The sequence below is a fragment of the Bacillus zhangzhouensis genome (assembly GCF_000715205.1).
GTDB lineage: Bacteria > Bacillota > Bacilli > Bacillales > Bacillaceae > Bacillus > Bacillus zhangzhouensis.
This window is the reverse complement of record NZ_JOTP01000027.1, coordinates 21795-35291: the sequence shown is the minus strand read 5'-3', so window position 1 is coordinate 35291 and position 13497 is coordinate 21795. Positions and strand designations below refer to the sequence as shown.

The window sequence follows — 13497 nt, the reverse complement described above, 5'->3', positions numbered from 1 at the left end:
GGCTAGGTGTGTGGGAGGCCTTTTTCATTAAATCTCATCCATCATCATTACGATGAAAATAAAAAAGATTGTAGAAAAACATGAGTTTCTCTACAATCTGAGAACAGTTTGCACTGTTCTTTTTTTGATCAAATATCGGCGCACCATAGTTCAATTTCAATTTTCAGCTCTGGCCATCCTAATGCAGATACATAGGCAACAGTCATTGAAGGATAAGCCGTTTTGAAGATTGCATCCCACTGAGGATATAGATGATCCCAATCGATTTCTTCTGTTGCCCATATATTGACCTTAATCACATGTTCTTCATTCAGTCCTTCTGATTCAAGGACTTTTTTAATATTTTCAAATGTATTTGTTACTTGGTCGTTTAAGCTTGATGGTACCTGCCCATCCATATCTGTTCCTACTTGACCCGATGTAACAAATAACCCCGCACCCTTTGGCACTCTTGTGATATGACTATAGTTGCCCACTGGTTTCGGCATAAATTCTGGGTTTTTCCTCGTGATTTTTTCCATGTATATCCCTCACTCACTATGATTTTTCTGCTAGATTTTTCATCATGTAGACAGACTTCACCAATTTCTCTCTATTCTAGAAAAAAACAGCAGTAGAGTATCCATAGCCACAAGACAAGAACATCAATATTTTCTTTTTCATGACTGGACACTCCTTTTTTTATCCTGTGAGCAGGGTTTTATTAACTTCATCCTACCTTACGCGAGACACGTAGTCAAAAAGATTTATAGACGATAACGTGCAATATCTTGATTCAATCGCATACTCAGCTCATTGAGTCTTTCTGCTGCCTTGGCCACATTAGAGATAGCCGTCACTTGTTCGTCTGTAGATGCTGTGATTTCTTCAATAGCAGCAGCATTTTCTTGAGAAATATGTGCTGCACCATGCATCGCTTTTGTGATGAGATCGTTTTGCTCCAGCAGGGCGTTCAGCTCTTTTGTCATCGCATTTGTTTCGACAATGGTTTGTGAAATCGATGTAGAGATGGCATTAAATTCATGTTCTGTTGCGTGTACCGCCTCATCTAACTCAGCGAAACGATCCATTGTGTTGGACATCATACCGGCTGTTGCAGTCGTTTCTTCTTTAATGCCTTGAATCATTTGCTGAATTTGAACCGCTGATTGCTTTGTCTGCTCAGCTAAATTCCTTACTTCGCTCGCCACAACTGAGAAGCCTTTGCCGTGCTCTCCTGCGCGTGCTGCCTCAATGCTCGCATTCAGTGCAAGTAAATTGGTCTCATTTGAAATGCTTTCAATCGTATCTGTGATTTGAGAGATATCCTGCACTTTTGTACTTAACTGCTCAATTCCTGTTCGAATACCTTTTGATGCCTGAATTGATTGTTCATTTGATTGTTTTAATTGCTGAACAATTTGCTGGCCCTGCTGTGATGATTGATTCGATTGGTCAGAAATTCGTTTAATTTGATCGCTTTGTTCTTTGACGTTTTCGATGGATTGATTGAATTGGGTCATTTGTTGATTGGCTACCTCAAGGTCAGATGCCTGATGAAGCGTACCAGTCGATATGTCTCCAATCGCTCGGCCAATTTCTTCACTGCTGGCTGATGTTTCTTCAGATATCGCGGATAAGTCTGTCGCTGATTCGACGAGTTGACTGCTCGTTTCCTGTAAACCGCTCACAAGTGCTCTGAGCTCTCCAGACATATGGTTAAAGCCTTTTGCCAACTGTCCAATTTCATCCGTTGTTTCCTTTAAGTTCGTGCGTTCTATATTACCCGCCGCAATTTCTTTTGAAGCAGCGGTGACTTGCTTGAGCAGCCTGACTTTTCCTCGTGCGGCCAAATAAAAGACCCCAAGACTCAGGAGAGCAACTCCCGCTGTAATCAGAATAATATAGAGCTTCATCTGCTCTAATTCTTTATAAAATTCATCCTGAAATACGGCAATTCCTACACTCCAATTCCACGGCGTGAACTGGCTCATATAAGCGAGTTTTTGCTTTTCTTCCCCAGTTGCATCATCTTTATCCATATAGGTGATATAGTGTGCGTCCTCGCCTTTTGCTGTGGCTCCAGCGACCATTTTTTGACGATTGGTCGTATTATCCGGGATGACGCCAATGTCGTTGATAGGATGGACTTGTGATGAATAATCCGCTCCATATGCGACGAGATAGCCTTTATTTTTATAGATAAAATCCGATTTTTTAAATTGGTATCCTTTCCCGTTGTCGTTTTTAGGTCCGCTTAAGTAAATGCGGGCTTGTTCCTGCGCCTGTTCAAGCGTCAGTTCTTTTTTCTCCACACGGTCATTCAATTGTTCAAGTGTGGCCATCGCTCCGCTGACGATGTGCTTTAAATCTGCTTTCCCTGCATCAATTAATACATTTTTCGCTAACAAATATCCCGTTGTTCCAACAAGTCCGCCTGTTAAAATCGTAATCACGATAATAGCTGACATTAATTGAAAAAAGACACTTCTTGAAGCGAACGCTTTCTTTTTCATGTTCAAATTCCCCCTTACTTCATATATCGTCCAGCGGGGAAAAGTATTAAAAAAGTCATAGAAAAAAATCCCTTTCACATGTTGGAAAGGGATTTTTTGATTATAGAGCGGTTTCTTTAAGAATGGCTTGATAGAGATCATCTGTTGACGTGAGTCCACATACCTCTTCTAGCACACCTTCAATGCCTTTTTCTTTTCTTAATGCTTGCATGCGAACGGCTTCTTCGTCTTCTGCAAAGTCGTAAGCCAAAGCTGCGGCAATGCCTTTGATTAAATAAACCGGTTGTTTGATCTTCTTCGCTGGACCAATTAAGCGGTCATTTGCCCCCAGCTTTCTAAGCGGGGAACGTGCGACACGCGTCACTTCGTCGGAAATAAAGGCATTTTCAAATCGTTTGATGATTTTTTGAATATACGCATCATGCTCTTCTTTTCGAAAGCCATATGTGTCAATTAAATAGTTGCCCGTTTCGTGAAGTGCGCCTTCGACAATCTGACGAATTTCTAGCGTGTCGACGGCTTCTTTAATCGTTTGGACACCTTGCTGGTACCCGACATAAGCAGCTAGTGCATGTCCTGTGTTGACAGTGAAGAGCTTACGTTCAATATATGGCGTCAAATCTTGTACAAAGGTCGCTCCGTCAATTTGAGGAACATCTCCAATAAAGCCCGTCTCATCAATGACCCACTCGAAAAATGGTTCGACTGATACTTTCAAAATGTCCTCATGGTGCTGAATAGGAACAATGCGGTCAACAGCAGCGTTTGGAAAACCAACTGTTCGTGACAGCGCTTCTTGTTCATCTACTGTTAAATGAGAGAAGACGGCTTCTTTTAAATGAGAGCTGCCCCCAATCATATTCTCACACGCAACAATGTTGATGATATGGTCAGGCTTTTTTTGTTTTAATCCTTCAGCAATCGATGACGCAATGATCTTCAATACGGCTGGTCCAACAGCTGTTGTAATCAAATCGGCTGTTGCAACGGCCTCTGTTAATGCCGCTGGATTTTGCGCGGAATTGATCGCTGAAACAGGGCCTACTACTTCTTGCTTTTGCCCTGGTGCTGCGAGTTCAACCGTGTACTCTCCTCTTTCATTCAGCTCGTGGATCACCTCTTCATTTACATCGGTAAACACAAGCTCAAACCCTGATGTTTTTAACAAAGATCCAATAAACCCTCTGCCAATATTCCCTGCTCCAAAATGAAGGGCCTTCATTTTAGTTCACCTCGTTAAAGATGGCGATCAGTTCATCCTGATCCTTTGCATGAATGATGCGTTCTACATTTTCTTCTTCTGAACAAACAATCGCAATTTGAGAAAGAATATCGAGATGTTCATTGTTTTTCCCAGCGATACCAAATACGACTTTGGCGATATTTCCTTCGCCATATTCAACGCCATCTGGAATTTGAATGATTGAAATCCCTGAATGAAGGACAGCGGCTTTGGCATCCTCTGTTCCATGAGGAATTGCAATCCCGTTCCCCATAAATGTAGAAGAGATCTTTTCTCTTTCAAACATTTTGTCGACATAATCACTTGTGACATAGCCATTTGCCACTAGGACTTCGCCTGCTTTTTTAATGGCTTCTTCTTTAGAGCCTGCTTGTTCGTTTAGATAAATATTGTCTTTTGAAAGTACTTGTTTCATGAATGATCACACACCTTTTTTAGAATGGAAAATCAGGAAAACAACCAAAACGGGGAGTTCAATAAGGAACAATTGAACTCAACCCGTTTCGCCATGTTATTTTTTCAACTTCTCAATCAGCTCATCGTATTTCGGGCTGTTTAAGAAATTATCAACTGAGATATGCACAGCTCCTGGCAGTTTTGCCTTCGCTCTGTCTGTTAAATCTTTATGGGTAAAGACCACATCGGCATCATTTGGAATGTTGCTGATGGATGTGTTTGTCACGTCAATATCAAGCTCTGCCTTTTTGACTTTGTTCTTTAAGATGGAAGCACCCATCGCACTTGAGCCCATTCCTGCATCGCAGGCAAAGATGATTTTGTTCACGTCATCTGGATTGACATCACTTGGTGATGCTGATTGCTCGCTTCCTTGAGCTTCTTCCTTTTGTGCAGTTAGAGCGGCTGCTGCTGCACTTTTCTTCCCTTTCATATCTTGCATCTTTTCTGCCGCCGCCGTTAGGTCCTCATCTGTTTCCTTGGACGCTTTTAAAATCACAGAAGCGACAAGGAAGGATACGATTGCTGCCACGACAACACCTGCTAGAACGGCAAGGTGGCCTCCTTTTGGAGACATCAGCATGAGCGCGATAATACTTCCTGGTGATGGCACAGCCTTTAATCCTGCATTTAAAAGTGTAAAAGTCAGAACACCACTTGCCCCACCTGCAATGACAGCCAAAATGAGCTTTGGCTTCATTAAGATGTATGGGAAGTAAATTTCATGGATTCCCCCTAAGAATTGAATGACAATCGCACCAGGTGCAGACTGCTTCGCATTCCCTTTTCCAAAGAACATATACGCAAGAAGAACACCTAAACCTGGCCCTGGGTTGGTTTCAAGCAAGAACAGAACGGACTGACCCGTTTTTGCTGCTTGCTCCACCCCTAAAGGACCTAAAATCCCTTGGTTAATTGCATTGTTTAAGAACAATACTTTCGCTGGTTCTATGAAGATACTTGCCAGCGGAAGTAAATGTGCATTGACAATGATATCTACACCTGCCGCTAGGGCTTTATTAAGACCAAGTACCACTGGGCCGATTGCGTAGAAAGCAATGGCGACAAGAATGGCACCTAGAATACCTGCCGTGAAGTTATTCACAAGCATTTCAAAGCCTGATTTGATTCGATCTTTGAACAGCTGGTCAATTTTCTTAATGAGATAACCGCCAAGTGGTCCCATGATCATGGCACCTAAAAACATTGGAATGTCCGAACCGACAATGACCCCAATCGTAGCGGTTGCACCGAGTACCCCGCCTCGGTGGTCATATACGAGCTTACCGCCTGTGTAACCGATTAATAGCGGCAGTAAGTAGTTGATCATTGGTCCAACGAGTGTATTTAATTGTTCATTTGGAAAATAACCACTTGGAATGAACAAGGCTGTAATAAGTCCCCAAGCGATAAACGCTCCAATATTCGGCATAATCATACCGCTTAAATAGCTTCCAAAACGCTGTACTTTTACGCGGAATCCGCTTTTTTCCTGCATCTGTGAAAACTCCTTTCTTCTCTCCCTTTATTCAGGGCTTTATAGGTCAAAAGATATAAGAACAAGTGTCAGTGAAGCCCTTATCCCTATCGTAAAACGCTTTCACTTCTCCTTCAATTGAAACTAAACGTCACTTTGTCACATAGTGTGTGACAAAATTGAAAAATGATGTGAATTCTCTGTCAGATCACAAGGGAAAGCGGGTGAAAAGTTTGATCTGCCGTTGTTTTGGCGCAAAATTCATTGGAATTTCACAACTTTTAAATGGTCACTTCTTGTTTCCTCTTTCTAAATCGAATAGGCTTATATTGATCAAACCTATTCAATCAAGAAATGTCTGCGCAGACATGACACAGAAAAAGTGAACCATCTTGCTATTTGTTTCGTTTACCTTTTAGAGTGAGCGGCACAATAGGAGGAGCGGTTTTTTCTGTGACTCACAGTTTACTGCCGCTTTCTTTCTGATACATGAGACATTTTCATAGGTAGAAAGGCGGTTATTCACCTTGTTGAAAAATAGTAAGTGGCTTCTGCTTCTTATCTTCTTGTTTGCTTTTTTCATTCCAAAGGAAGCATTTGCTCATGCATACGTGGTGAGCTCGAATCCAGCGGCAAATGAAGAGCTGGCTAAGCAGCCTCCTTCAGTTTCTATCACTTTTAGTGAAGGAATCGAAAGTGGATTTCATGCCATTAAGGTGCTAAATGCAAAAGGGGATCGTGTGGATCAGGGAGATACGGTCATTAAAGATCAAAAGATCATGGAAGCTGCTTTAAAAAAGGATTTACCAAAAGGGATTTACACCATTCAGTGGAATGCGGTATCAGCGGATGGACACTCTGTCTCTGGCATGATCCCGTTTAGTATTGGAAAAGCGGATGGTGGATTTGACCAATTAGATCAAGGTCAATCGAATGAAGCCATCGATATGGCTTCGACCATTGACAAAGCCTTTCTTTATACGTCGTTTAGCTTATTCCTCGGGACCATTTTGTTTGGACTGTTTTGGTTTAAAACAGCCATTTCACACACATTAGCTAAACGAATGAAGTGGCTTTTGACATTGTCACTGATTATGATGGGCGGAGCACTCGTGTTCCAGCTGCCGATTCAAACAAAATCAGCGGCAGACGTATCCTTTTGGGGAGCGTTTCAACCATCGCTTTTGCAAGAAACCATTGCGTCGACTTCTGGCGGTAGTCTGTGGATGATGCTCATGGCATCGTTTGTTTTTCTTGCCCTTTGGACCATCGTGGCGATGAAAAAAGGGGACTTCACTTCTTTTCGGAGATGGCTGTTTCCGCTGCTCATTTTCACGGTGCTCCTTTGGCTGAAGGCACAAATCGGTCATCCAGCAGCAACAGATAATAAAATACTCACAACGTCACTTGATTTCATCCATCTCGTTTCCGCATCCATTTGGGTCGGTGGTTTAACAGCCATTGTCCTTCTGTTGATGAAGAAGCTGCCAGATGAAGATCAGCCGCTCATACGCAGGACACTAACAGCCTTTCATCCGTGGGCACTGCTTTCTGTTGGACTCATTGTGTTTTCAGGATTTGTGAATGCCATCTTTATTTTGCAATCGTTTGATGCCCTTTTCCAATCAGCGTACGGCCGAACCTTTTTAATCAAGCTTGGTTTATTTATCATCATGGGTCTCCTTGGACTTGTCCACTACTTGATGCTGAGATGGGAAAAGAAGCAGAAACGCCACGTATCCTTACGGGCAGAATGGATCATTGGGATCGTTATTTTGTTATTAACGGCTGTGTTCACGAATATTCCAAGCCCTCCACCGCCTGCACCTGAGCCATTCTTTGGAGCAAATCAGGTCGAGCATCGTGACATTGTATCCATGAGTATTACCCCGAATGCCCCTGGGAAAAATACATTTGAGGTGGCATTTACAAAGAAGGATGGACAAACGATCACTGACATTCAATCTGTGACAGCCAAGATCCATAAAGTCGCCTTATTCGGTGACGAGAAACCGAGTGAATTTCAGCTGGAGCGATTAAAAAATGGACATTTCTCTGCTGAAAATCTCTTATTAAATGAAAAAGGCACTTGGAAAATTGAAATCCATGCGTTGACTGGTTCTTTTGAAAATATCGATACCACATTTATTAGAAGAAACTAAAAGGAGTTTAGATCACATGAAAAAATACGTTAAAGCTTTATTACCAATGCTTCTCGCTTCATTTTTACTGGCGATTCCTGTGAGTGCGCACGTGACAGTCAAACCTGATACGTCTGCGACAAACGCTTGGGAAACTTATACGTTAAAAGTACCTTCTGAAAGTGATAGCCCGACAACAAAGGTTGTCATCACAATGCCTAAAGGCGTAGAATTCCAACAATACGAGCCAGTACCTGGCTGGAAAACAACAACTGAAGAGAAAGATGGCAAGGTGACAAGAGTCACTTGGGAAGCAACGGGTGATGGTGTTCTTGCTGGACAGTTCCAACAATTCGTTTTTGTGGCGAAAAACCCTGAAAAAGCAAGCGAAGCTGCATGGGATGCGTATCAATATTATAAAGATGGAACAGTCGTTGAATGGACTGGCGATAAAGACGCTGATAAGCCTCATTCCATCACAAACATTGTTGCATCTAATACCGTAACGGATTCACATGGACAAGAAAAACCAAAAGAAGAGAAAGCATCTGAAACAGTTTCCACTTCTTCTTCACCACTTGTCCTTGGCCTGTCCATTGCCGCTTTAGTCGTAGCACTTATTGCTCTTGGACTTGCTTTTAGAAAGAAATAAATCATACATGAGCGATCGTTTATCAGAAACGATCGCTTTATCTTCTTTTCAGCGTGATAGAAAACCTTTGAAGTCTAGGAAGAACGAGTACCGGAGCGGAGCGAATTTGAGATTCGTGAGCACCGGCACGCAGGACTGACACCGAATGCGAGGGTTTGTCTACACGCTGGAGCGATCGTTTTTCGGAAGCGATCGCTTTTTATTTTCCCAACCTATCATTTCCAATATAGGATTGAATAGGATACAGGCGCATGCCATAATGAGACTCATGACCACCTAGGAGGCTATAAGATGAACCATCTAATCATATTTGCTCATCCCCAGCAAAGCTTAAATCAAACCCTATTAGATCTTGTTGTGAGCACTCTTTTGAACAATGGTCATGATGTGACTGTTCGTGATGTCTATGCCCTTGGCTTTCAGCCAGAGCTCACCATAGCGGAAAAGGCTGCGATCAAACGCGGTGATGTGCCGACTGCCATTCAAACAGAGCAGATACTTATTCGACAAGCGGATGTCCTGACGTTTATTTTTCCGATATGGTGGACTGGCTTACCGGCTATGCTAAAGGGCTATGTGGAGCGCGTCTTTTCCGAGGGCTTTGCTTATCAGATCAATGAGCATGGGGCTATTGAAAATCTGCTTCGGGACAAAAAAGGTGTCATTATCAACACACATGATGCCCCGAGAACCTTTCTTGATTCCAATAGGATCGTACCCCCTTCCCATCACATGACAACGGATACAGAAGTCTTCAATTTTATCGGTGTTGAGCCCGTCGAACGGCTTTTATTCAGCAGCATGAATCAAGCATCCGCTGATTACATCCATGAAATCCTCCAAGAAACGAAAAAAACGGTGGATCAACTCTTCCCGCCAGCTGTTTAACATAAAAAAGACTGCCGAGGTTTCTCGAGCAGTCTCAATCATTCATTATCCATCTAAACCAATGGATACATATTTTGTTTCTAAATATGGCTCGATGCCTTCAATGCCGCCTTCACGACCAATCCCACTCTCTTTCATACCGCCGAAAGGTGCCTGAACAGCCGATGGGCCCCCATCATTCCAGCCAATAATACCGTAATCAAGATTCTCTGAGATGTAGAGTCCGTTCCGATAATTCTCTGTAAAGAAATAAGCCGCAAGTCCAAAAGGGGTATCGTTAGCTAATTCAATCGCCTCATCTAATGTTTGGAACGTCGTAATCGGCGCCACAGGACCAAAGGTCTCTTCAAGCATGATGTTCATCGTAGGATCGACATGTGTGAGCACCGTTGGCTGAACAAAATAATATGACTTCTCATCGTCAAAATCGGTACCGCCACCGACAAGCACTTTCGCGCCTTTATCTACTGCATCTTGAATTTGGTCGACAATTTTATCAAAGCCGCGCTTATTGATAATTGGACCGATTGATGTGCCTTCTTCAAACCCATTTCCTAATTTCAGCTTTTCCACTTCTTTGCTGAACGCTTGAGCAAATGCTTCATGAATCTCTTCATGCACAATTAAACGGTTAGCACATACACAGGTTTGTCCTGCATTACGAAACTTAGATGCCACTGCTTGTTTCACAGCCAGTTCAAGATTTGCATCCTTGTCTACGATCAGCGGGGCATGACCGCCAAGTTCCATCGATACGTGTTTCACTGTGCTCGCACTGTTTTTGATCAGGTGCTTTCCGACTGGCGTTGAGCCTGTAAACGTGATCTTGCGAATCAATGGACTATCTGTGAAGATTTCACCAACTTCTTTTCCATCTCCAACAACCCATTGCAGAGCATCCTCCGGAATTCCGGCTTCATGTCCTAATTTCACAAGTTCAATGGCTGTCAGCGGCGTGTCTTCAGCAGGTTTCACAATAAACGTACAGCCCGCTGCGAGTGCTGGTGCTGCCTTTCTCGTAATCATCGCCGCAGGGAAATTCCACGGTGTAATCGCAGCGACAGGTCCAACTGGCTGCTTTGTGACAAAAAGGCGTTTGTTGGTCGTATGTGACGGAATGGTTCTGCCATAGATTCGTTTGGCTTCCTCTGCGTACCATTCTATATATCCAGCTGCATAAACGATTTCGCCTAATGCTTCTTGATAAGGCTTCCCGTTTTCTTCCGTGATGATTGTTGCAAGCCTTTCTTTATGTTCGATCATCAGATCAAACCACTTGCGAATGATATTTGCACGTTCATGGGCTGACGTCTTTGCCCATGTTTTGAATGCTTTGTGCGAGCGCGAAATCGCGTCTTCGATCTGTTCTTTAGTATGCTGAGCAACTGAAGCAATTTCTTCCCCTGTTGCAGGATTATACACTTTGAGTTCGTTTGTCATGCTCTACCTTCTCCTTCGTTCTTGGATTCATTACATATAGTATATACCCAATGAGTGCCCAACCTAAAAGCAAGATCCATTCAGCTGGCCATGACAGAGAGGCCGGCATCCCCGGAAAATAAAATGAAAGAAAAAGGAGACTCAGTCCGATGGCTAAAACGCCTGTCGTCCGCCAATATTTAATGCGGTATGGACGCTCAAGCTCGGGTTCTGTTTTGCGAAGTCTCATAAAGGCGATGGACACAATTAAGTACCCGACGATGATTCCCACGCCGCCTGCATTGACAATCCACACAAGGGCAGGGCGGCCTAGTAATGGAGCAAAAAAAGCCAATCCACCTAGAAATAAAATCGCATTTGTCGGTGTTTTATACTTTGGATGAATATACGCAAACCATTTGGAAATCATGCCTCTTTCCGCCATCGCGTATAGAATACGACTTGCACCGATGATAAAAGCATTCCAGCTCGTCACAATCCCTGCTACACCGCCAATGACAAGCACTGTCCCAAATGCTTGATGACCGAGAAGCTGCACCATCGCATCTGCTGTCGCCAGTGAAGAGGCTTCAAGCTGACCTTTTGACAACCCCGCCGCTACACCAAAGACAATGAGCAAATAAAAAACAACTGCACTCACGATGGAGATAATCAAGATTCTCCCGATGATTTTCTTCGGTGCATTGATCTCCGCCGCCACTTGCGGAATGACATCAAACCCAACGAATAAAAAGGGAATCATGACTAAAACGGCCATGAGACCGCCAACCCCGCCATGAAACATCGGCTCAAGGTTTGCAAAATCTCCATTAAAGGTTGCTCCACCTAAAAGGAGAAAACCTGTCAGGATAATCGCAACTGTGAACACTGACTGAAAAATGGCAGCAGGCTTTGCCCCAATGTAATTCAGAGCTGTTAAAAATAACGCCCCGCCAGATCCAATCAATACCCAAGTAAAATAAACGTCCCATCCCCCTATATTCCATAGGAAACCAACATGCTGTGTTGGAATGACATAATCAATGACCGTCGGCAGTGCGACAGCTTCAAACGTAATCACGGACACATAACCAAATAGTACGCCCCATGCTGAGACAAAAGCTGATTTCATCCCGAATGCCCGTTGGACAAAGACGAGTCCTCCACCTGTCTCTGGAATCGCAGACGAAAGCTCGGCATACGTGAGTCCAATAAAGATGACGAGAATACCGCCGATGACAAAGGCGATGACACTACCTAAAAATCCTGCTGTTAAAATCCAATCTCCCGAAAGTACAACCCAGCCCCATCCAAGCATTGCACCAATGGATAAAAACAGTACGTCAGACTGCGACATGGTTTTTGCCATTTGTTGTTTTTGCATACAACCATCCCCCTTTGTTGTTTAGCGTGCTTTGAAGGCGTCCTCGATGATCCCTAGTCCTTCGTGAAGCAGCTCATCTGTGATGACAAGTGGTGTTAAGAAGCGAATAATATTCCCATTAATCCCTGCCGTTAATAAGAGTAGCCCGTGCTCATTTGCATATGATGCAATCGCTGCGGCTGTTTTCTTATCTGGTGTACGCGTTGTTTGATCTTCCACAATTTCAATTGCCGCCATTGCTCCTAACCGGCGGACTTCCCCGATGAATGGATACGTTGTTCTCCAATCATTTGCTTTGTCCTCAATGACTTGTCCAATGTGTTCAGATCGTTGATTCAGTTGTTCTGTTTCAATAATATCAAGAACCGCTAGTGCCGCCACACAGCCTAATGGACTTCCTGCATACGTTCCCCCGAGCTCCCCTGGGTCTGCTGCATCAAGCAACTCTTTTCTGCCAACAACACCGCTTAGCGGCAGGCCCGCTGCAAGTGATTTTGACACAGTGATTAAGTCTGGCACGACATCAAAGTGCTCAATCGCAAAGTATTTCCCCGTTCTCGCAAAGCCTGTTTGGATCTCATCTGCGACAAATACAATCCCGTGCTGCTGACAAAATGAAGCGACGTGCTGAACAAAACGCTTCGATGGAACAATGAATCCGCCCTCCCCTTGGACCGGCTCCATCACCACACAAGCGACTGTTTCTGGTGCAACGGTTGCGACAAAGAATTGATTAAATTGATCGATGATATACTCATCGTAGGCCGCATCACTTAATCCTTCAGGCTTTTGATAGTAATAAGGATACGGTGCTTGATATACCTCTGATGCGAATGGTCCGAACCCAAATTTATATGGCTTGACCTTACTCGTCATGCTCATGGTCATATTTGTTCTGCCGTGGAAGCCTCTTGTGAATGACACAACGGCCTGTCGTTTCGTATATTTACGTGCAATTTTCACCGCATTTTCAACAGCTTCTGCTCCTGAATTTAAGAAAATGGCTTTCTTGTCATGGTCGCCTGGCGTTAGATGGCAAAGCTTTTCTGCTAATTCGATATAGGATTCGTACATCATCACATTGAATCCTGGATGAATCAGACTGTCTGCCTGTGCTTTGACGGCTTCCACAACCTTTGGATGTGAATGTCCTACATTTAATGTGCCAATGGCGCCTGCAAAATCAATAAAGCGATTCCCATCAATATCGAACAGCTCGGCTCCTTTTCCTTTCGCTGCAAGATGACGGTTGCCATTACTGACGCCTCTTGCGACGTATTGATCTCTTTTCCCCTGCCATTCTTCTGTTGAAAAACGGTTTGTTGTCGTTTGACTCATTGTC

General features: G+C 43.6%; 11 protein-coding genes. 3 read left to right on the top strand and 8 right to left on the bottom strand.

The window, feature by feature from the left end; genetic code table 11:
* Positions 1-128: 128 nt before the first annotated feature.
* From BA70_RS16040 to BA70_RS16020, 5 genes are all read right to left on the bottom strand, one after another.
* On the bottom strand, positions 129-521 hold the full coding sequence (locus BA70_RS16040) for a RidA family protein (protein ID WP_034324361.1): 393 nt from the start codon (positions 519-521) through the stop codon (positions 129-131).
* A 225-nt stretch (positions 522-746) separates the two neighbouring features.
* Positions 747-2495, bottom strand: a complete 1749-nt coding sequence (locus tag BA70_RS16035) for a methyl-accepting chemotaxis protein (protein ID WP_034324359.1) — start codon at positions 2493-2495, stop codon at positions 747-749.
* A 100-nt stretch (positions 2496-2595) separates the two neighbouring features.
* Entirely contained in the window at positions 2596-3717 is a 1122-nt protein-coding gene (locus BA70_RS16030; protein ID WP_034324357.1) for a mannitol-1-phosphate 5-dehydrogenase, read from the bottom strand.
* A 1-nt stretch (position 3718) separates the two neighbouring features.
* Positions 3719-4153: a PTS mannitol transporter subunit IIA gene (locus BA70_RS16025; protein ID WP_034324355.1), complete on the bottom strand. Its 435-nt coding sequence runs from the start codon at positions 4151-4153 to the stop codon at positions 3719-3721.
* 96 nt (positions 4154-4249) lie between these two features.
* Positions 4250-5692 carry a PTS mannitol transporter subunit IIBC gene (locus BA70_RS16020; RefSeq protein WP_034324352.1) on the bottom strand — a complete coding sequence of 481 codons (1443 nt, stop codon included), beginning with the start codon at positions 5690-5692 and terminating at the stop codon, positions 4250-4252.
* A 506-nt stretch (positions 5693-6198) separates the two neighbouring features.
* Here BA70_RS16020 and BA70_RS16015 point away from each other — a divergent pair.
* The 3 genes from BA70_RS16015 (at position 6199) to BA70_RS16005 (ending at position 9352) form a co-directional block, all read left to right on the top strand.
* A complete protein-coding gene (locus BA70_RS16015; protein WP_034324349.1) occupies positions 6199-7833 on the top strand; it encodes a copper resistance CopC/CopD family protein in 1635 nt (544 codons plus the stop codon).
* Between the two features lie 16 nt (positions 7834-7849).
* Entirely contained in the window at positions 7850-8464 is a 615-nt protein-coding gene (locus BA70_RS16010) for a YcnI family copper-binding membrane protein (protein ID WP_034324348.1), read from the top strand.
* 291 nt (positions 8465-8755) lie between these two features.
* A complete protein-coding gene (locus BA70_RS16005; protein ID WP_034324345.1) occupies positions 8756-9352 on the top strand; it encodes an NAD(P)H-dependent oxidoreductase in 597 nt (198 codons plus the stop codon).
* A 45-nt stretch (positions 9353-9397) separates the two neighbouring features.
* Here BA70_RS16005 and BA70_RS16000 read toward each other — a convergent pair whose 3' ends face one another.
* The 3 genes from BA70_RS16000 to gabT are packed head-to-tail and all read right to left on the bottom strand — an operon-like array spanning position 9398 to position 13493.
* The gene (locus BA70_RS16000) at positions 9398-10792 is read right to left on the bottom strand and encodes an NAD-dependent succinate-semialdehyde dehydrogenase (protein ID WP_034324343.1); all 1395 of its coding nucleotides are present in this window, start codon (positions 10790-10792) and stop codon (positions 9398-9400) included.
* Positions 10767-12155: an APC family permease gene (locus BA70_RS15995; protein ID WP_034324341.1), complete on the bottom strand. Its 1389-nt coding sequence runs from the start codon at positions 12153-12155 to the stop codon at positions 10767-10769. The genes BA70_RS16000 and BA70_RS15995 overlap by 26 nt, the downstream gene beginning before the upstream one ends.
* Positions 12156-12176: 21 nt before the next feature.
* Positions 12177-13493, bottom strand: a complete 1317-nt coding sequence (gabT, locus tag BA70_RS15990) for a 4-aminobutyrate--2-oxoglutarate transaminase (protein WP_034324339.1) — start codon at positions 13491-13493, stop codon at positions 12177-12179.
* Between the last annotated feature and the right edge of the window lie 4 nt (positions 13494-13497).